We start from the raw sequence: 18,631 nt of genomic DNA on the forward strand, positions 1-18,631 counted from the left end.
GGCATGGGCGCCATGTTCTTCGCCGTCCTCGCCGTCGCCGGGCAGAATGAGCGCGACTACATCCGGGAGAAGACCCTCGAAGGCCAGGTCATCGCCGCGTCCAACGGCAACCACGGTGGACGCCCGAAGGTCATCGATGACGACATGCTCACCTTCGCCGTCGCGCTCAAGGACAAGGGCGTCCCCGTCCCCGAGATCGCGAAGAAGCTGACCATCAAGACCGGGAAGAGCGCGGGCAAGTCCCCGTCGGTCGCCTCGCTGTACCGGGCCCTCGCTGAAGCCGAGGAAGCCGCGGCCGACGACGGTCTGCCGCGGCGGACCAAGCCCGTACGCATCCGCCGGCCCGATGACCCCCTCACCCCCGAGGAAATCGACCTCCGCGAACGACTCCAGGCTCAGCCCCACCCGAACGCCGAGCTGCGGTAGTCACGCCCACGAACTGCCCTGATCCCAAGATCACCGGCTTAGCGTCAACCGCTGTACCGCTGTACCGAGCGCCGCCAATTGCATCGGATGCGAACTCGCGATGGTCTGTGATTCGACCTGGCAGGATGCCGGATTCATCGCCGTGACCAGGGTGATTGTGGTCCTGAAGCGGCATGTGACGCTACCGGGTCTCAGCTCGTGGTTGCCAGCTGTGTCACTCGTACGGATGGCTGGCCTGCGGATTTGCCGCCCTCTCGCATCGGATGCGGTTTTCTCGCACCTGATGCGAGTTACGGAGGGTGGCGGAATGGTGGGGTTCAGCGGGCCGGTGCCGGGGGCGGCGGGGCTGCATCTGGTCGACGGAGTGCCTCTGCTGCGGCCGGAAGAACAGGTCTTCGCGGCGATGCTGACCGGCTTCGCCAACCAGCAGCTCGCCCGAAATCTGGCCCGGACAACCGTGGAGGGCCGGGAGAACACGGTGAAGGCATTCGCGGCCTACGTGAACGCCTACCCGTGGCTGTGGACGCCGGCGATGGTCGACGAGTGGCTCGGTGACCTGCGCTCCCTGCGGGATCTGAAGCGCTCGACGATCCGCTCGTACTCCGAGGCCGTGCGGGCGTTCTGCCACTTCATCACCGATCCGCTCTACGCGTGGACGGCGACCTGCGAGGAGCGGTTCGGCACTCATCCGGTGCAGGTGGTGCACGAGTGGAACACCGCGGTGCACGTCCAGGACAACGAGGCGGATGCGAAGAAGCGAGCGTTCACCAAGGCTGAGCTGCACGCCTTCTTCGCGCACTGCGACGACGAGGCTGCCCGGATCCGGGCCTTCGGCCGCAAGGGCTGGCTGCCCGCCTTCCGCGACGCGACCCTGTTCAAGACCGCCTACGCCTATGGGACACGGCGCAACGAGACGCGCATGCTCGACGCCGCCGACTTCGGCCGCAACCCGCACGGTGGCGAGTTCGGCCAGTACGGCCGCTGCCAGGTCCGGTTCGGCAAGGCCAAGAAGGGCTCGCCGCCCAAACGCCGCGGGGTGCTGACCGTGTTCGACTGGACTCCGGACGTCCTGGACGAGTGGTTCACCGAGGTCCGCCCGCTGTTCGGCACTGACAACAACCCGGCGGCCTGGCCTTCCGAACGGGGCCTGCGGATCGGATGCCAGCGGCTCAACTCCCGCTTTATCGCCTACCGCAAGGCCCTCGGCCTGGACGACGGACTCGACTTCCACTCCCTCCGCAGGTCCTACGTCACCCACCTGATCGAGGGCGGCTGGGACCCGCGCTTCGTCCAGGAGCAGGTCGGTCACGAGCACGCCAGCACCACCTCGCTCTACACCTGCGTGTCCTCGGACTTCCGCACCCGCACCCTGCGGCGGCACCTGGACTCCACCATCGCCGCGGCCCTTGAAACCCAGGCCGGGAGGCACGCATGAAACGCAAGGTCGGCTACACCTGGCGGCTGCGCGAAGTCATGGCCCAGCACCAGATCTTCACCGCGACCGAGCTGGTGCCACTGCTGCGCGAGCGCGGCATCGACCTGTCTGCCTCCCAGGTCCACCGCCTAGTTTCCGGTACCCCGGAACGCCTGTCGTTGCAGGTCATGGCCGCGCTCTGCGACATCCTCTCCTGCACCCCGGCTGCCCTGGTGGCCACCACCGCCGAGAACGCCGGCGTCCGCAAGACCGCCACCGGCGACCTGCCCGCCCCGCCCGCGAACGTCGCGAAGCTCCGCCCCCGCGCCGCCCGCATCCTGCCCGACGCATGACCCGCCCCTACGCCACCGACGAACAGTACGAGCGCTGGTACATGGCCGAGTGCTGCCGCTGCGGCCGCCGCAGACACAAGGCTGGCACCTGGCCGGACGGATACGTCTGCCGGACCTGCTCGGACTACGCCGTCCGGACACGCGGCACCTGCCCAGGATGCGGCCAGGACCGGGCCCTTCCCGGGCATGCTTCGAAGATATCGATGCACTTGCTCGCGCGCTCGACACGCGCCTGAACACCGGCTATCGCGCGATCGGAACGCCGATCCTCCCTCCCCCCGTCTACCGGAGGATGGTTGCGGAACTCCGCGTAGCCGCTCGAAGCGGAGACAAGAATGCTGCCGCGTGGCGTGGAGTCGAACCGAAGGTGCGAAGGATTACACGGGCGTGTTCCAAATGGACAGACGAGATGGCTTGACCATCGGAGGCCGGAGGCAACTGGAGCTGATACGCCGCTGACGACCACACACGGTCACCAGTGGGGGTGGGTTCTGCGGGGAACTGGTGACAGTTGAATAGGCGAGCCCACCAGTAGCTGTGCCAACCGAGGCCGGAAGAGGGCGTGAGCCCCGCGCTCGTCCTGGCAGCCGTGTGATCGATGGGCAACCATTCCTGCGGCCTGATGGTCATGTCCGTGCTACCCGCGTACCGGGTGGGCATTGTCAGCTCCGCCTCGGGACGTTCCTGAGGCGCTGGAACATGGGAGAAACGCCTTTATGCGTCACCGCACCACCGTGGCAGGCTTCGCCGGGGCCCTCGCTCTGTCCGCGCTCACGATTCCGGCGGCCGCCCAGGCGGATGACTTCTCGGGCGACATCAGGATCACGAAGGTGGTCGTCAACGGTGGGAAGGACATCGTCCTGGGGACCACGGACGTGAAGACGTTCACCATCGCGGTGACCGCCACGGACGACTCGGGCATCGAGGTCGGAAATACCTTCCCGGTCATGTGGCACACGCCCCTCCCGAACGGCGACTATTACGGTCTCGTGATCCCCGGCAACATTGCGGGCAAGTGCGTGCGCCAGAGCTTCACCACGACCACCTGCACCCACACGCTGAAAATCAACCCGCGCATCCATCCTCAGGACAACACCACGGCCGGGACCTGGACCGTGAGAGCCCACGCCCTGGCCAACGACGGTGACTACATCACCAAGGATTCCGCCGCGAAGGCGAAGGTCCTGCGCAGCTCCAGGCTGACGGTCAACGCCTCGCCGGAACCGGTGACGAAGAACAAGACGATCACCGTCACGGGCGCCCTGACCCGCGCCAACTGGGAGACCTACAAGTACGCCGGCTACACCAAGCAGCCGGTGAAGCTCCAGTTCAAGAAGAAGGGCACCAGCACCTACAAGACCCTCAAGACCGTCACGACGGACAGCAAGGGCAACCTGAGGGCGACGACGAAGGCCACGGCGGACGGCTACTTCCGCTACTCCTTCGCAGGCACGTCCACCACCCCGGCGGTCGCCTCCGCGGCGGATTACGTCGACGTGAAGTAACCCTCCGGGAGGGTCATCTGTCCTCCAACAAGCGCGGAAGGCCCAGGCCGGAGACCTTTCGGTCTGGGCCTTCTCGAGCCCTGGCTGTTTCCCGGCCGGCGAGCCGGTCAGCCGCTGCATCCCTTCGCGCTCTCCAAGTTGATCGACGATCTCGGCGTCCCCCAAGACTGCCGGCCGCGCCGCAGCAATCCGAAAGCAGGCCCTGGGGCGTCCGCCTCCGTCACCACCCCTGTCTGCCACCGCGTCCTCACATCCTGCTTCGCATCCGAGTCTGATGGAATCCGGAATCAGCACGCCCCCGGCGACCACACACGGTCATTAACAGGGTGGATTCCATGGTGAATTGGCGACAGTTGAATACGCGAGCCCACCAGTACCAAAGTCGTGCTCCGCGTCGGTATGATCGACGGCCGTGAGCGAATACCAGTACTACGAATTCCTCGCCGTGGACCGCCCCTTGACCAGTGCGGAGCTGGTCGCAGTGCGCCGCCTGTCCACCCGTGCGCAGATCACACCGACCCGCTTCGTGAACGAATACCAGTGGGGTGACTTCCGGGGCGATCCGGCCCAGCTCATGGAGCGGCACTACGACGCCCATCTCTACTGGGCCAACTGGGGCACCCGTCGCATCATGCTGCGTCTGCCCGCTCAGCACCTGCCGCTGGAGACCGTCCGGCCCTATCTCGGCGACGACTCCCTCGAAGCCTGGACGCACGGCGCCCACACACTGTTGCACTTCTTCAACGACCCCGAGGAGGCGGACGACTGGGACGAGTCCGGTGATCTCCCGCTCTCCTCGATCATCGGGATCCGGTACGAACTCGCCTCCGGCGACCTGCGCCCCCTCTACCTCACCTGGCTGATCGGCCTCACCGCGTGGGAACTGCACGACGCGGACGAGGAGGAGTACCAGGCGGAGCGCGAACCACCCGTCCCACCAGGTCTGGGCAGCCTCACCGGGCCGCAGCAGGCGCTGGCCGACTTCCTGGGCCTCGACCCCGACCTGCTGGCGGTAGCGGCCGAGGGGGCCCCGACCGGAACAGCGGACGCGGAGCCGGACCTCGCCACATGGATCTCCGCTCTGCCCGCGTCCGAGAAGGACGACCTCCTGCTGCGCTCCGCCCAGGGCACAGCGCCCTCCCTCGGCCCCGACCTCCTGGCCCGCTACCGCCGGGCCGCAGCCTCGGTCACCCCGGCGCCCGCGTACGGCGAGCGCCGTAGCGCCGCCCAGCTCCTGGACGCCGCCCACACCCGGCGCACCCTGAGCGCGAAGCTCCGGGCACAGGAACGCGCGGCTGCCGAACAGCTCCGGCAGGAGGAGGCCGCCAGGCGGCATGAGACGCACTTGACCGCGCTCGCTGCGGATCCTGAGACCGCGTGGCAGGACATCGACCGGCTGATCGCCCAGAAGAAGGCCTCCGCATACAACACGGCCGCCGCCCTCCTCGGAGACCTGCGGGAACTCTCCGACCGGGCCGGCGACCGCACCGGCTTCGACCGCCGAGCCGCCGCACTACGCCGTGCGCACCAGGGCAAACCCGCACTGCTGCGCCGCCTCGACAGCCTCGGTGTGCCGCACACTTCCCCTGCGACATGAACGTACGAGTGGCCGGCCCGGCCCCCGGGCCGACCACATCGAGGTGACCGCCGGCATACGGCGCGAGCGGTACATCGCCGGTTACGTCGGCCGGCTCCCGACGGCGCGGCGACAGACATCAAGTCGTCGGCCAAAGACACCTGCCGCTGTACGGCCAGGTGGCCGCCTCCATCGCACTGAACGCCCTGGGGGCGGCCGGGCATCTGCGGCACGCGCTGCCTGACCACCGAGGGCAGCCACCCCACGCCGGATGCGACACCCGCTCACCCGCCGGCCGACCACGCTGGGGCTGGTATCCCTGCACGGACGGGCCGGGCACGACGGTGTGGGCAGTGGTGGAAGTGCAGCGCCCCTGACCGAGCTGTGGGTTGCAGAACGAGCAGGAGCGGATGAGCACCTGCATGCGTCAACGCATGAGCCCCGCCCCCTGGGCGGGGGCGGGGCTCATATGGAGCGCTGGGCAGGCCTTGCACCTGCATTTCTCCGCAGGAAGCGAAGCGTCTTTCCTTGGACCACCAACGCATGGAAGGGGGCGCGAGATGCGCACCGCCTGACCAAGATCAAGTGTAGCGCACGTCTTCAGCCGATCCGCCCGTGTCCCTACGGCCCGTCGGCCAGCACGGCTCCGAGCAGGCCTGCGAAGCCGGCGACGAGACGACCGACGCGTAACTGCCGTCGTCTCCCCTCCACCTGCCGGCCCATGCTGAGCTGACGGTTCAACCGGGCGAGACGCTCGTGGCGCAGGCGCCAGCCGTTGAGCGGCGGTCCTGAACCCGCTGCCACCGGACCAGGCACAGCTTCAGCAGGGAGACTTGGCCGATCGACGACGGCCCCCGCTCCGGCCCGGTCCGCGCGCCCTGCCCCGATCGGCGGCTTCGATACGAACGCGATGCCGGTTGGGGCCGCCGCACATGTCCGTGGCGAGACGTACGGTACGCAAACACGAACAGGCGACCGGCAGGGTCCAGGAACGACTGCGGGATCTGCCGTCTCGGGTGGTCGTCTACCTGCTGCTGGCCGCGTGTCTGTTCCCGGAGGTGGGATACCCCGGGGTCTGGCGCAAGCTCACGGGTGCGCTGGCCGGTCTGCCCCTGGCCGCGCCGTCGGCGAGCGCGCTGGCCCAGGCCCGCCGCCGTATCGGCGCCGCACCGCTGAAATGGCTGTTCGACCTGTTGAAGGGCCCCGTGGCCGGGCCACGGACACCGGGAGCATGGTGGCGCGGTCTGCTGGTGGTCGCGGTCGACGGCACCACCATGACTGTGCCCGACAACCCCGCGGTCCTGACCCGGTTCACCAAGCAGGCGGGCAACCACGGCGGGACCGGCTACCCGCAGGTCCGTCTGCTGGCCCTGGTCGCCTGCGGCACCCGCACTCTCATCGACGCCGTCTTCGGACCCACCACCTCGGGTGAGACCACCTATGCCCCACGCCTGCTGCCCAGCCTGCGACCGGGAATGATCCTTCTGGCCGACCGCAACTTCGCCGCCCAATGGTTGATCAACGACATCGCGGTCACCGGGGCCGAGGTCCTGGTCCGGCTCAAGAACGGCCGCCGGATGCCGGTTCTGGCCCGCTACCGGGACGGCTCCTACCTCTCCGTCCTCGGACCGGTACAAGTCCGCGTCGTCGACTGCGAGATCACGGTCACCACCAGAACCGGGAAACACACCGGCCTCTACCGGCTGGCCACCACCCTGCTCGACCACCACCGCCACCCCGCCGGTGAACTGGCCACGCTCTACCACCAGCGCTGGGAGATCGAAACCACCTACCTGGAACTGAAGTCGACCATCCTGGGCGGCAGGGTCCTTCGCGCCCGGACTCCCAAAGGCATCAACCAGGAGATCCACGCACTCCTCGTGGTCTACCAACTGCTGCGGACCGCGATGGCGGACGCCACCGGCACCCGGCCCGGCACCGATCCGGACCGGGCCGGATTCTCCATCGCCTGGCAGGCCGCCCGCGACCAGATCGTCCTGGCCGCGGGCGTGATCGCGGACACACTCGTCGACCTGGCCGGCATCATCGGCCGACACGTCCTCGCGGGGCTGCTGCCCGAACGACGGCTACGCGTCAGCCCCCGCATCGTCAAACGCGCCATCTCCAAGTACCAGGCCCGAGGCCCCCGCATCGACCGGACCAGCTACAAAGCCACCACCGGCATCGAAATCCTCGCACCCGCAGGCCCTTGACGACACGCCCCAGCCGCAAACTTCACGGCCTGGGTACCAGCCCGCGCCTGCCATTTTCCGGGTGCCACCGAGCTGACAGACCGCCATGAACCGGGCCCCACACGACTACGCCAGAGCCCTGACCCGCGCACGAGTCCGTAGCGATTTTCGGCACTTCCGCCGGCCCGGCCCAGGACGACCAGCCAGCCTCAGGAACAACCAGCACACAGCACGCTACGACGTGCACACCGCCGACAAAGCCGACCCTGCAAGTCCACGCACGAAGAAGTCAACGACCCCACGGTCACGCCGCGCAGGTTCAAGATCAACTAGGAGGGCTCACGCGTTCGGGACGGCTCACGCGTTCCATAGCTCGGTGAGCAGCGCCTGCACGAGGGGGTTCGAGCTCGTGGGATGCGCGCAGAAGCGGTTCTTGAACTGCGACGTGATGTTCTTCGCCTCCGTGCGGATCGCCGGGGGGTCGTAACGCGCGTGCTTGTAGACCCACATGACGTAGAGCGTCGCGCGGGCGTAGCCGCTGCCGGGTTCGAACTTCGCGTCCATGCCGTTGTTGACGCCGGGAGCGCCGGTCCACGCGGTGCACGTGGTGTGGCCGGGGTCGCCTGGTTCGTTGTGCCGGCTCTCGTGGTTGAACAGGTACAGCGAGTGGACGTACGGGGCGGCCACGGTAGGCGTGGCCGGGTTGTTCCACCAGGTGGTGAATGAGCGGTTGAGGTTGATCACTCCGCCGCCCGCCATGTTGAGCGGGGTGTCCAGCGAGATGCGGATGGTGTGCGTGTTCAGTCGCACCTGCTCGTAGGCGGTCGCGGCCGTCCCGTAGGGCAGTGGCTGGGAGAAGCGCTGGTGACGTAGCACGTCGAGCTTGGCGATGACGGCAGTGCGCGACGGGTTCGGGGAGGTCTGGTCGAAGGGAAACCCGGGATACGAGGCCCACTGCTGGGCTGGGTCGCCGGAGGTGCCGTCCACCCAGTGGAACGTGAAGTCTCCGAGCACGCGGCCGATCTCCGTCGGTGAGGGTGCCGCCTGGTACAGCGCCCCCAGGTCAGCGAACACGCGTACGGTGACGCTCTGCTTGAGGCGCTCCTTCGAGGCGGTGATCACATGGGTACCGGGTGACAGGGTGGCAGTGGGCGAGCCCGTGCCGAGCGCGCCGTCGATGCTCGACTGCCAGGCGATGCCATCGCTGTTCCAGGACGGCCCGGTCGCGTTGAGGATGTTCGCGTCGAGCGAGGTGGTCTCGCCGCTGACGAAGCGCTCTCCTTCGAGGGGGCTCTTGATGTTTATGGACCCGCCGAACCACGGGGACATGCTGATGCCGGCGTGGTTGAAGTGGTACCCGAGGCCCATCCGCTTCACGACGCTGCCGCTGAGCGCGAGCGTCCACAGGTAGGAGAAGCCGTCCTCCTCGTTCGCCACGAAGTAGAAGAGGTTCTCCGACGGCGAGTGGCACAGCCCGCCGAACACGCGCAACCCGGCGCCGAAGAGCTTGGTCACGGTGCTGCTCTTCTTGATGGAGTAGAACCAGGTGAAGTTGTCCTGCGTGATCAGCGCGTAGAAGGTGTCGCTGGCCTGCACGTAGGTCAGGCCGACGGCCTTGCCGAGGGCGATCGTGAACAGTTCGCTGGCCTGACCGCTCATGGTGATGCGATAGAACTTGACGGATCCGTCGAACTCGTTCGAGAGCGCGTAGAAGCAGTCGTCCGCGCCGTGGTAGGCGATTCCGCCGGTCATGTTCTGGCCTGTCGGGCCCAGGATCTCCAGCGCTCCGGCCGTGCTGATGCTGCACAGGAGCGGGCCCTCGGGGTTGGTGGGCGCCACGGTGTAGTAGAGCCGTGTCGCCGGTTTGTACGTCAGCCCCGCCAACCGCCGCGCCGGGGTGATGGGCTGGTTCTTCACCGTGCCCTGGATGTCGATGGTGGTCCAGGTGGGATCGGTACCCGGGTGCTGAGAGCCGATCGTGTACAGGTCGATCATGCGAACCGCCGCTTGCCTAGGGGATCGCCGTGCGGGCGAAACTGCCGCGATGCGGACAATGCTGGCACGGGCGGGGCAGGTGTGCGAGGCGTGCACGTTTACCCGGGTGACGCGGGCTGCGTGCGGGGCAGCCCCGCACGCAGTCGCTACCCAGCGTTGAGGGTGCTGGGCAGCCCGACTGGTAGTGCGCCTCGCGGTGCCGCTCACCCTCGGCACACAGCCGCTCGCCCGGATCTTACGTTCAAGCCCTCCATCAACCCGGTGCCTTCCGTCCCGATGCGTCTGCCCTGTCTGATCGGTGGGTTGATCGTTTGGTCCAACTGATGGATTACGACTTTTTGCGCCAGATTCTCGAGCGTGGGGTCGGCCGGCCGACCGTGGTCGAGCCCGAGGAGTGGCCGGATAAGCACCCGGCCGCGGTGCTCGGCGCGGTGCGGAGCTCGAAACAGATCAATGCCGACCCGACCATGGCGAACCTGCGAGATTAGGAACGGTCCGCGATTGATCTTGAACAGCAGTGGACCCCGACGATGTGATCGCCGGGGTCCACTTCGTCGCTTCGGTCAGACGTCGATGTCGACGAGCGGCAGGAGGTCGCGCAGGGCTGTGGGCAGGTCGGTGATGCCGCGGTGTGCGTACCAGCCGCGGGCCCAGCACAGGATGGCGGCGCCGGCGAGGCGCCATTCGTCGCAGAACTGCGAGAGAAAGCGCCCGGATCCGGGCACGCCGCGGTCAGCCGCAGCAGCCCCCACTTCCACTCCCGCCACCCGGGGGAGGAGTCTCTGGCCGGTCGGAACCTGCTGGCCGGAGGGGCTCCTGCGGCGGGTCGGCCGGCACCGGCCCGTGCGGGACGCAGGGCTTGTGCGGTCCATGCGGCCCGTGCGGCGGGTGGACGAGGCAGCGGCATAGGGCTCGTACGAAGCCGCGCAGAGCTGCCTCACAGCAGGCCGTGCCACACGGGTCGCCGTCCGGCGGCCGGTGTTCGCCGCCCACGACCACCGGCGGGCGCCCCGGCTGGGAGACGATCACGCCAGGCGCGCCGGGCCTCCCCGGGACCCAGGTGACCGGCACGGTGTAGCTACCGTCGCCGTTGTCCTTCACCGGTCCGGTAACCGTGGTGCCGGGCACTCCGTCGAGGGGGAGTCCGTCGGAGCGCCCGGGGCCGAGGTGGTTGCCGTACCGGTCGCGCGGTACGAGCGTGAGCGTGCCCCCGTCCGGCCCGCCGCCGACGGTGACGCCCGTCTGCTCAGGGTCCACGGAGACGTCGACGTGCACCGTCCACTGCGTCTCGCGGCTAGACGCGCACCCCTCCCCGTACACCGCCCGCGCGTGGAAGGTGTAGTTGCCCTCTACCGTGAGGAGTTCGGCCAGTGGGTTGCCGAAGAGGCCGCCGGCCTCGAACGCCCCCTCGGTGTGCTGGGGGTCGTTGAAGAGCGGGAAGGTCTCGCTCGCGTACTCGAAGAGCGGCTTTCCGGCGGCCTTCTCCAGGGCGCGCAGGGTCGCGTGCCGGGCCGGGAGGGTGTCACCCCCGACGGTCACAGAGGCGCCGAGACCCGCCTGCGTGAGGACGCTGCCCGCGCCGGACGTGGGCCGGGTGACCGTGAGGTCGATCCGGGGGTGGTGCGGGCTGCCGCCCTCCGCGTAGTGCAGGAAGACGAGCGGATTGACCACGTCGCCGGTGTAGTAGCGGGTGGGGCCCGGTACCCGGTCCAGCCGCGGCCCGCCGGAGGCGACCACCTGCACGAAGTACCGCAGGTCCACACCCGGCGGCGGGATCTCGCCGCCGCCCGGCCGGTGCACCTGGGCCGTCCACTGGCCGTCGCGGTCCTCGCCGAACGGCAGCGGCACCCGCAGGAAGGCCCAGGTCCTGCCGTTCTCAGAGACGACCCCGGTGCCGGAGGCGGAGACGGAGTTGCCGCCCGGGCTCTCCAGCGAGATCAGGAGCTTCCCCTCCGTATTGTCCCAGCCGACCACCACGGTCAGCGACTCCTCCCCACACACATGGAAGGGGATCGGGTCGCTCCGCCGCTGCGCCGACGGCATGTCGAACTCGGGGTCGAGGAGCGCGCCCGACTCGAAGATGTTCCCGAAGGCGAGACCGAAGAACTTTTTCAGCGCGAGGCCGTTCCCGGCCCGGGTGTACAGCCCGTTGTGCTCCTGCGTGAGCTGGGTGAGCAGCGCCCCGTCGAGGCTGGTCTCGGTCCCGAAGCCGACCGCGTTGATGTCGATACCGGCGAGGGAGCCCTGCACGTCCGCCACCATCGGCGGCGTGTTCTGCAGCCCGTCGGTGAGCAGCAGGATCGAGCGCGGGCTAGCGCCGGGCGCCGGGAACTGGCCGCGTGCGGCGGCGAGACCACCGCCGATCGTCGTCATCCCGCCCGGCCCGAGCGCCCCGATGACCCCGCTGGCGAAGGGCGACGGGCCGGCCAGCGTGGCCTTGGTGGCATCGGTGACCGGTGCCAGGGCGAAGTCCACGGGCGCGCTCGCCGCAGTGCTGAACGACACCAGACCGAGCCGGTTCCCCGTACCGGCGCGGACCAGTCTCACGAACAGCGAGGCCGCGTCCCGCGCCTCCTCGATCTTCGTCCGGTCGCGGCCCGTTCCGGCCTTCTCCTGCATGCTGCCCGAGCGGTCGACGACCACCATTACGTCCCGGTTGACCGCCGGCCCCGGCGGCACGGCGAGTTCGCGGAGCATGCTTGCCGTCGGATAGTACGAGAGCCGGCATGCCCTGCCCCTGGACAGGACACCGATCACCCGGCCCGAGGCGTCGAAGAGCCCGGAGCCGGAACTGCCGCCCGAGACGTCGAAGTCGGTGTCGACCGCCGCCGTCGAACTGCTGAGGACGCCGCCGAACGAGGCGTGCGGCGGGGAGAGCTTCTTCACCGCCCCATTGGGGTGGTGCACCCCGAAGACGGACTCCCCGGCGCCGGGCAGGTCGGCTCTGATCGGGACCGGGGTGATCCCGAGGCCCGCCGTGGGCACCTCCAGCTGCAGCAGGCAGTAGTCGACGCCGGTAGTCGGGTCCCAGCGGTGCCTGATCACCTTCACGACCTTGTGGAAGCGCGCCACGTACGCGGGGGGACGCGCGCCGCCGCAGTTGGTGGCGTAGTCGAAGGTGACCGAGGCCGAGGCGGCCTCCGCGACCACGTCCTCCAGACAGTGACCGGCCGTCAGCACCACGTTCGGCTCGACGAGCGTGACCGAGCACGTCGACAGATGGGTGCCGTGGACCGCCACGATCATGCCGACGCTCTTCCCCACCCGCGCACGGACGTCCGAGGCGGGCGCCGCGCACACCGCGTTCTCCCAGTCGGGTGGCGTACGGCAGAACCAGAACGGGTCGTACTTCGGCTCCGTGTACACCGCCTCGCCCAGGAAGGGGTCACTGTGGGAGAAAGCGCTCGGGTCCTGCTCGCCCGCGTGCCGCTCACCGCGCGCGTACCGGTCGAGCGTGGCCCCGCCAGTGGTGGCGCCGTTGGTGAAATAGCGGATCGGCACCCGCCCCGCGGGAAACGCGTACACATTGACCGGACGGGTCCAGAACTCGGTGCCGTCGGCGGCGGTGAACACGTCCTTGCCGTAGCCGAGATCGACCTCCAGCCGGTTATTCGCCGGCAAGCTCACATCGCGGAAGTGCAGTACGACCAGCTTGGTGCCCGACGGCGCGGGTACGTGCGGGAAGTCGAACGCCCAGGTGCCGGGCGAGGTTGGGGGCGCGCCCGAGGCGGGCCCGATGGTGACAGTGGGCGACAGCGTCTGCACCGTACCGGTGATGTGCGACATGCCTCTCCTGAGGGGTCGTTACTGCTGACTTCGTGGACCGTCGGCGCCCCCACTCACCCACGACAGTAATGACTATATGTGCACATACGGTTGCGAGGAGTGACTATTTCTCGTGGTGGCTACCCCATGTCCGAATCGTCGAGGGAGGTGGCTGACTGGCTGGGCGGGAAGTTCGCCGAGCTGGCGCTTCGGCACGATCCTGCTAGCGGGACTAGGGCGCGTTCCAGGTTCGGATCATGTGGGGCGGAGACTCCGGAGCCAGATGATCGATCCACGTAGGTGGAGTCCGGCGAGGTAGCTGGCAGGAGTCTTGTCGTAGCGGGTAACCAGCCCTCGCCACTCCTTGATCTTGTTGATGCCGCGCTCGACGGTGTTCCTCTCCTTGTAAAGCTCGGCGTCGCGGGAGAGGGGGCGGCCGCCCTTCGAGCCACGCTTCTTGCGGTGGGCGGCCTGGTCCGTCTTCTCCGGGATCACCGCCTGGATCCGGCGTTTACGCAGGTAGGAGCGGTTCGCGCGGGAGGGGTACGCCTTGTCGGCGGCGACGGCCCCGGGGCGGGTGCGGGGCCGACCGACCGGCCCACGGATCCTGACTCGGCCGAGGACCCCGGCGAAACGCGGACTGTCGGCCGCCTGTCCCGGCGTCACCACGAACGACAGCGGGCGGCACCGCCGGTCGGTGGCCAGGTGCGTCTTGACCGTCAGCCCGCCCCGCGAGCGCCCCAACGCGGCAGCTTTCAGGCGGGCCTTGTGGCGGCGGCGTATTCGTCGTCGCTCGGCACCTAACGCTTCCTCGACCGGTCGCCTTCGCCGGTCACCTGAGCGGATTGTCCCTTTGCTGGAGCCCCTTTCCCTCCTCTGCGGCTTTCACGAGTTCCTCCACAAGCTCCGGGTCGACGGCCATGCCGACCGCGTGGTGATGCGCGCCTGCGACGGTTGAATCGACGCTGACCAGGTCCAGATCGGCCTGTCCTCGCCGGGCCGCCTCGGCGATCATCCGCTCCATCAGCGTCTCGAAGGTGCCCGCAAGGGCCCACTTCTGGAACCGGCCGTAGACGGTGGACCAGGCCCCGTAGCGTTCGGGGATGTCGCGCCACGGGCTCCCGGTCCGGAACCTCCACATCACCGCGTTCAACTGTTTACGCAGGTCAGGGATCGGACCGCTCACTCCGAGCGGCAGGTGCGGCTCGAACAACTCCCCCTCTGCATCCGTCAGATCGCCTCGCGTCACCCCGGATGTCTCCCGCCCCGAGCCACTCCGGCGAAGCGACTTGACCCAACAGTGATCTGAACCTGGAACACGCCCTAGGCGTCGGCGACCCACTTCGCGATGCGTTCCAGCAGTCGCCTGCCTGTCGGGTTCTGCTCGGACAGGATCGTGATCTGGAATACGTGCGGCATCGCCTCGTACACCTCGACGGAGACCTGGGTTCCGGCATCCGAGGCCGCCTGCGCGAAACGCAGGGTGTCGTCCAGGAGTGCCTCCGAAGTCCCGACCGTGAGCAACAGCGGCGGAAGGCCGTCGAGGGTGCCCTGGATCGGTGACTGCGGTGCCTGGTCAGGCCGGGCGCCGCCCAGGTACTGGCCGATGAGACGGGTGAGCAGGGCGCGGTCGACGCCTGAGTCGTGAGCGGCGTTCGCGTCGATGGACGGGCTGGACAAAGTGAGGTCGGTGATCGCGGAGTTGGCGATGACGGCGGCGGGGAGAGCGGTGCCGGACTCCTTGAGGGCGAGCAGGGCGGACAACGCCAGCGTGGCACCGGAGGACTCGGAGAAGACGACGATCTTCGCAGCGGGCACCCCCTGGTCGAGCAGGCTCCGATAGACGGCGACGACGTCGTCCAGCGGAGCCGGATAGGTGTGGGCCGGGGCCAGCCGGTAGTGCACGACGAGCACAGGGCGGGCGGTCGCCCGGGAGACCTGGTGGGCCGTCAGGTTCATCAGCTCCGGCATGCGGTGCTCGAATCCGCCCCCGTGGACGTAGAGCACCACGCCTTCCTCGACGGACGCCCCGCCCGCCGTCACCCAGACCGTCGGCACGCCCCCGCTCTCGGGCAGCACCGGGCTCAGCGCGGCGTCAGCAGGCAGCGCGAAGGACCGGCTTCCGAGGCCGGCGAGTTCAGCCATGACCGCGGTGGCGGCTGTGGTGGCGTCGGGCTCGGCGGGGATGCGGGTGATGTCCATGGTCCGAGATCTACCAAGTGCTCGTCAGCACGGCAACACCTTTAGAGCTCGCCCCGATCCGCTGAAACCGGCAGTAGGAGAGGAGGATTCAGGGGCCCGTACCGACGCCGCTTCGGAGCGGGTCCGCTCCGCCGGGCTCATGGCGACGGATACCCAGGTGGGGGTGGAGTCCCGTGAGTGAGCACGAGAACACAGAACGTCGGGATAAGGTCGGAGTCTTGTTCGCTCCGCCGCAGCGTTGTTTCCCGGAGGTGGGGGGTGAACCGCCGACGCCTCCGCTTCGCCGACGCGTCACCCTGTGAAGGTCTGACCATGAATGTTCGGGTTCCTTGATCAGCTCTTGCGGGTCCCGCATACGTCGGCGTAACTAAATGTTTCATGAACCTCTTCAGCCGCAGCTCATTGCTCCGACGTCCGGAGCCCCGTACGGAGGAGCCAGCTGCCGCCCCGACGGCCACCGGCGCGGCAGTTCTGCCCGATCCCCGTCTGGCGGCTCTCACCGGAGAGTGGATGATCGACCCCGCGCACAGCAGGATCGGCTTCTCCGTCCGGCACGCCATGGTGACGACGGTGCGCGGCGCGTTCCTGGAGTACGAGAGCCGTCTCTACTTCGACGGGCGTAACCCTGCCCGCTCGCGGGCCGAGATCTCGCTGGTCACCGCGAGTGTCGACACGGGTGTGGAACAGCGCGACGCGCACCTGGTCGGCCGCGACTTCCTGGACGCCGGGTCGCACCCTCGTCTGAGCTTCACGAGCACCGCCGTGCAACTCGTCGGCACGGACGTCTACCGCATGACCGGTGACCTCACCATCCGGGGCATCACCCGGCCCGTGACCCTGGACCTGACGTACATCGGTTACGTCACCGACCCGTTCGGGTACGAGCGCGTCGGGTTCGACGGGACCACCACCATCAACCGTTCCGACTGGGGTCTCACCTACAACGCCCGGCTGGCCGAGGGCGGAGCGATGGTGAGCGAGAGGCTCCGCCTGCAGTTCGACATCGCCGCCATCCGTACCCCCTTCGCCGGCTGAGCCCCCTCAGGCGATCGGGCCTGGTCGGACCGTCCACCCCGACGCCGACGGGCACCGGCGCACCGGCGCACCGAAGTCCCGCCCTACCGGGGACTCCGGCCGGTCTCCTGCCGCATCGCCGCTTCCACATGTGCGCGGAAGCTGAGGGCGGGCCGGCCCGTCATGCGCTCGACGGTGCTGGTGACGCGGTCCTCCGCGCCCTCCGCGATGGCCTGGTCCATACCGGCGAGCATGGCCGCGAACTCCGCGGGGATGCCGTCGGCGGTCAGACGGTCACGCATCTGCTCGTACGTGAGCTTCCGGTGCGTGGCGGGCCGCCCGGTGGCCTCGCCCACGAGGGCCACGACCTGGTCGTAACTCAGCGCCTCGGGGCCGGTGAGCACCAGATCCGTGTCGGGCGCCACCGCGTCGGTCAGCGCCCGCACGGCGACGGCCGCGATGTCCTCGGCGTCGACGAAGCCGACGCGCCCGTCACCCGTCGCGCTGGCCACCACACCGTCCGCCCGCAGGCTCTCGGCGTGCACATGCCGGCCGGTGAAGTTCTGCATGAACCAGGACGGCCGCAGGACGGCCCACTCCTCGAACAGCCCGTCGGCCAGCAGCTCATGAACCCGCCCCGCCGCCGGCCCTCCGGCCGGGACGGCCGACGAGCTGAGCAGCACCGCGCGCCGCACCCCGGCGGCGCGCGCCTGTGCCAGGAAGGGCCGCATGACGGCGGTCGGCGCGGGATCGCCGACGGGCGGTACGAGATAGACGCGACCGACGCCGCGCAGCGCGGCGGCATGGGTGTCGGCGTCGTACCAGTCGAAGCGCACGGCCCGCGTGCCGGCCGAAGGGCCGGGCTCACGGGAGGCCGGAACGGCGGGGTGGCCCTGCTCGATGAGCTGCCGGACAACTCGGCTGCCTGTGGTGCCGGTTGCCCCGACGACCAGCGTGCGGTCGGACATGTCACTCCTCATACGGCATCGAAGAACACGGCGTCGGCGAGAGAACCGGGGATCGCGAGCGGGTTCCAGTAGTCGCGGTAACCGGCGATCCGGCCGTCCTTGACGGTGACCACGGCGACGTAGGGCATCTCGTACGGAGCCCCGGTGGCGACGATGCGGCCCACTCCGCGCCATTCCGCGATGACGGTGTCCTCGTCCCGCAGCTCGTGGATCTTCAGCCCGGTGACCTCACGCAGGTCGATGGAGTCGGGATAGCCCCGCATGTACGCGGCGACGGCCTCCTTTCCCTCCAGCTTCGAGGGGAAGCCGTCCGGCGCGTACGGGAACTCGAACAGCGCGTCGTCGTCGACCAAGGCGACCCAGGCGTCGATGTCCTTGTCCAGCAGAAGCCGCAGACTGTGGCGGTACAGGTCCGCCGGGCTCATGGCGTCACTCATCCGAAATCATCACCCCTAAGATATGGACTGCAAGTCCGCTTACCTTCGAAACAATACGGACCGTCGGTCCGTTTAGCAACTGGAGAGGTCATGCCCGAGCGCAAGGAGCGCGCCGACGCCGTCCGCAACCGCGAGGCCGTACTGGCAGCGGCCGACTCGCTCTTCGCGCGCAGCGACAGCCCACGCAGCGTGTCCATGGACGACGTGGCAGCGGCCGCCGGAGTAGGCAAAGGCACCCTGTTCCGCCGCTTCGGCGACCGGACCGGCCTGATCCATGCCTTGTACGAGGCCCGCATCCAACCGGTGCGCGAGGCAGTGGAGTCGGGCCCGGCTCCTCTCGGCCCCTCGACCCCGCCCCACGAACGCGTACCGGCCCTGCTGGACGCGGTGCTCGGCTTCAAGCTGGACAACCGCCACCTGGCCCTGGCCCTGGAGGAGTCGGGCAGTGGCAGCCCCTACGCCGCGGGGCACTACGCGTGGTGGCACCGCACGGTCAAGGAGACGCTGGAGCGGATCCCGTCCGCCCCCACCGCCGCCTTCACCGCACACGCCCTCCTGGCCGCGACGCGTGCCGACCTGGTCGAACACCTGACGGGCGAGCTGAACACGACGCCGGAACAGATGAGGCAGGACCTGGCCGACTACACCGCGAGGGTCCTGGGCCGGCGCGGGAACGGCTGAGCGGAACAACCTGCTGCTGCCCGCCCCCGGACGAAGGAGCCTTACACCTATGTGGGCACAACGCCCTTCAACTACACCTGCAGTTCCTGGCCGTGCACGACCT

At 68.8% G+C, this 18,631-nt stretch carries 16 protein-coding genes and 1 pseudogene; 9 read left to right on the forward strand and 8 right to left on the reverse strand.

Annotated features, from left to right (window positions below; all coding sequences use genetic code 11):
• Positions 1–3: 3 nt before the first annotated feature.
• The 5 genes from ACFYQ5_RS09645 (at position 4) to ACFYQ5_RS09665 (ending at position 5,295) form a co-directional block, all read left to right on the forward strand.
• Entirely contained in the window at positions 4–426 is a 423-nt protein-coding gene (locus tag ACFYQ5_RS09645) for a hypothetical protein (protein ID WP_389196424.1), read from the forward strand.
• Positions 427–733: 307 nt separating this feature from the next.
• Positions 734–1,861, forward strand: coding sequence for a tyrosine-type recombinase/integrase (locus ACFYQ5_RS09650; protein WP_389195568.1), 1,128 nt, complete (start codon positions 734–736; stop codon positions 1,859–1,861).
• Positions 1,858–2,193, forward strand: coding sequence for a helix-turn-helix transcriptional regulator (locus ACFYQ5_RS09655; protein ID WP_358965150.1), 336 nt, complete (start codon positions 1,858–1,860; stop codon positions 2,191–2,193). Before ACFYQ5_RS09650 ends, ACFYQ5_RS09655 begins: the two co-directional genes overlap by 4 nt.
• A gap of 716 nt (positions 2,194–2,909) precedes the next feature.
• The gene (locus ACFYQ5_RS09660; RefSeq protein WP_389195571.1) at positions 2,910–3,698 is read left to right on the forward strand and encodes a calcium-binding protein; all 789 of its coding nucleotides are present in this window, start codon (positions 2,910–2,912) and stop codon (positions 3,696–3,698) included.
• Between the two features lie 412 nt (positions 3,699–4,110).
• Positions 4,111–5,295, forward strand: a complete 1,185-nt coding sequence (locus tag ACFYQ5_RS09665) for a hypothetical protein (protein WP_389195574.1) — start codon at positions 4,111–4,113, stop codon at positions 5,293–5,295.
• 600 nt (positions 5,296–5,895) lie between these two features.
• Here the strand turns inward: ACFYQ5_RS09665 and ACFYQ5_RS09670 are convergent.
• Complete coding sequence (locus tag ACFYQ5_RS09670) at positions 5,896–6,078, reverse strand: hypothetical protein (RefSeq protein ID WP_389195577.1); 183 nt, start codon at positions 6,076–6,078, stop codon at positions 5,896–5,898.
• A 128-nt stretch (positions 6,079–6,206) separates the two neighbouring features.
• Between ACFYQ5_RS09670 and ACFYQ5_RS09675 the strand changes: the two genes are divergently transcribed.
• Positions 6,207–7,487 carry an IS4 family transposase gene (locus ACFYQ5_RS09675; RefSeq protein WP_389195579.1) on the forward strand — a complete coding sequence of 427 codons (1,281 nt, stop codon included), beginning with the start codon at positions 6,207–6,209 and terminating at the stop codon, positions 7,485–7,487.
• A 336-nt stretch (positions 7,488–7,823) separates the two neighbouring features.
• On the opposite strand, the gene ACFYQ5_RS09680 is transcribed toward ACFYQ5_RS09675, so the two are convergent.
• Complete coding sequence (locus ACFYQ5_RS09680) at positions 7,824–9,461, reverse strand: hypothetical protein (RefSeq protein WP_389195582.1); 1,638 nt, start codon at positions 9,459–9,461, stop codon at positions 7,824–7,826.
• A gap of 323 nt (positions 9,462–9,784) precedes the next feature.
• On the opposite strand from ACFYQ5_RS09680, the gene ACFYQ5_RS09685 reads away from it, so the two are divergent.
• Positions 9,785–9,949 carry a hypothetical protein gene (locus tag ACFYQ5_RS09685; RefSeq protein WP_389195584.1) on the forward strand — a complete coding sequence of 55 codons (165 nt, stop codon included), beginning with the start codon at positions 9,785–9,787 and terminating at the stop codon, positions 9,947–9,949.
• Between the two features lie 75 nt (positions 9,950–10,024).
• On the opposite strand, the gene ACFYQ5_RS09690 is transcribed toward ACFYQ5_RS09685, so the two are convergent.
• The 4 genes and pseudogenes from ACFYQ5_RS09690 to ACFYQ5_RS09705 all read right to left on the reverse strand — a co-directional run bounded on the left by ACFYQ5_RS09690 (position 10,025) and on the right by ACFYQ5_RS09705 (position 15,428).
• Complete coding sequence (locus tag ACFYQ5_RS09690; protein WP_389195586.1) at positions 10,025–10,186, reverse strand: hypothetical protein; 162 nt, start codon at positions 10,184–10,186, stop codon at positions 10,025–10,027.
• Between the two features lie 7 nt (positions 10,187–10,193).
• On the reverse strand, positions 10,194–13,247 hold the full coding sequence (locus tag ACFYQ5_RS09695; RefSeq protein ID WP_389195589.1) for a trypsin-like peptidase domain-containing protein: 3,054 nt from the start codon (positions 13,245–13,247) through the stop codon (positions 10,194–10,196).
• A gap of 234 nt (positions 13,248–13,481) precedes the next feature.
• Positions 13,482–14,475 (reverse strand): annotated as a pseudogene (locus ACFYQ5_RS09700) (IS5 family transposase).
• Between the two features lie 74 nt (positions 14,476–14,549).
• Positions 14,550–15,428 carry an alpha/beta hydrolase fold domain-containing protein gene (locus tag ACFYQ5_RS09705; RefSeq protein WP_389195592.1) on the reverse strand — a complete coding sequence of 293 codons (879 nt, stop codon included), beginning with the start codon at positions 15,426–15,428 and terminating at the stop codon, positions 14,550–14,552.
• Positions 15,429–15,806: 378 nt separating this feature from the next.
• Here ACFYQ5_RS09705 and ACFYQ5_RS09710 point away from each other — a divergent pair, with 378 nt between their 5' ends.
• Complete coding sequence (locus tag ACFYQ5_RS09710; RefSeq protein ID WP_389195595.1) at positions 15,807–16,463, forward strand: YceI family protein; 657 nt, start codon at positions 15,807–15,809, stop codon at positions 16,461–16,463.
• 83 nt (positions 16,464–16,546) lie between these two features.
• Here the strand turns inward: ACFYQ5_RS09710 and ACFYQ5_RS09715 are convergent, their stop codons facing one another.
• Complete coding sequence (locus ACFYQ5_RS09715; RefSeq protein WP_389195598.1) at positions 16,547–17,410, reverse strand: NAD(P)H-binding protein; 864 nt, start codon at positions 17,408–17,410, stop codon at positions 16,547–16,549.
• An 8-nt stretch (positions 17,411–17,418) separates the two neighbouring features.
• Complete coding sequence (locus ACFYQ5_RS09720; RefSeq protein WP_389195601.1) at positions 17,419–17,847, reverse strand: nuclear transport factor 2 family protein; 429 nt, start codon at positions 17,845–17,847, stop codon at positions 17,419–17,421.
• A 90-nt stretch (positions 17,848–17,937) separates the two neighbouring features.
• Between ACFYQ5_RS09720 and ACFYQ5_RS09725 the strand changes: the two genes are divergently transcribed.
• On the forward strand, positions 17,938–18,528 hold the full coding sequence (locus tag ACFYQ5_RS09725) for a TetR/AcrR family transcriptional regulator (RefSeq protein ID WP_389195604.1): 591 nt from the start codon (positions 17,938–17,940) through the stop codon (positions 18,526–18,528).
• Positions 18,529–18,631: the final 103 nt, after the last annotated feature.

Origin of the sequence: Streptomyces sp. NPDC005794, assembly GCF_042871445.1 — a bacterium.
Classification (GTDB): Bacteria; Actinomycetota; Actinomycetes; order Streptomycetales; family Streptomycetaceae; genus Streptomyces.

Excerpts from the sequence above, each read along its gene's own strand:
- ACFYQ5_RS09645 (WP_389196424.1), top strand. The coding sequence starts at position 4 with ATGGGCGCCATGTTCTTCGCCGTCCTCGCCGTCGCCGGGCAGAATGAG.
- ACFYQ5_RS09650 (WP_389195568.1), top strand. The coding sequence starts at position 734 with ATGGTGGGGTTCAGCGGGCCGGTGCCGGGGGCGGCGGGGCTGCATCTG.
- ACFYQ5_RS09655 (WP_358965150.1), top strand. The coding sequence starts at position 1,858 with ATGAAACGCAAGGTCGGCTACACCTGGCGGCTGCGCGAAGTCATGGCC.
- ACFYQ5_RS09660 (WP_389195571.1), top strand. The coding sequence starts at position 2,910 with ATGCGTCACCGCACCACCGTGGCAGGCTTCGCCGGGGCCCTCGCTCTG.
- ACFYQ5_RS09675 (WP_389195579.1), top strand. The coding sequence starts at position 6,207 with ATGTCCGTGGCGAGACGTACGGTACGCAAACACGAACAGGCGACCGGC.
- ACFYQ5_RS09680 (WP_389195582.1), bottom strand. The coding sequence starts at position 9,461 with ATGATCGACCTGTACACGATCGGCTCTCAGCACCCGGGTACCGATCCC.
- ACFYQ5_RS09685 (WP_389195584.1), top strand. The coding sequence starts at position 9,785 with ATGGATTACGACTTTTTGCGCCAGATTCTCGAGCGTGGGGTCGGCCGG.
- ACFYQ5_RS09695 (WP_389195589.1), bottom strand. The coding sequence starts at position 13,247 with ATGTCGCACATCACCGGTACGGTGCAGACGCTGTCGCCCACTGTCACC.
- ACFYQ5_RS09705 (WP_389195592.1), bottom strand. The coding sequence starts at position 15,428 with ATGGACATCACCCGCATCCCCGCCGAGCCCGACGCCACCACAGCCGCC.
- ACFYQ5_RS09710 (WP_389195595.1), top strand. The coding sequence starts at position 15,807 with ATGAACCTCTTCAGCCGCAGCTCATTGCTCCGACGTCCGGAGCCCCGT.
- ACFYQ5_RS09715 (WP_389195598.1), bottom strand. The coding sequence starts at position 17,410 with ATGTCCGACCGCACGCTGGTCGTCGGGGCAACCGGCACCACAGGCAGC.
- ACFYQ5_RS09720 (WP_389195601.1), bottom strand. The coding sequence starts at position 17,847 with ATGAGTGACGCCATGAGCCCGGCGGACCTGTACCGCCACAGTCTGCGG.
- ACFYQ5_RS09725 (WP_389195604.1), top strand. The coding sequence starts at position 17,938 with ATGCCCGAGCGCAAGGAGCGCGCCGACGCCGTCCGCAACCGCGAGGCC.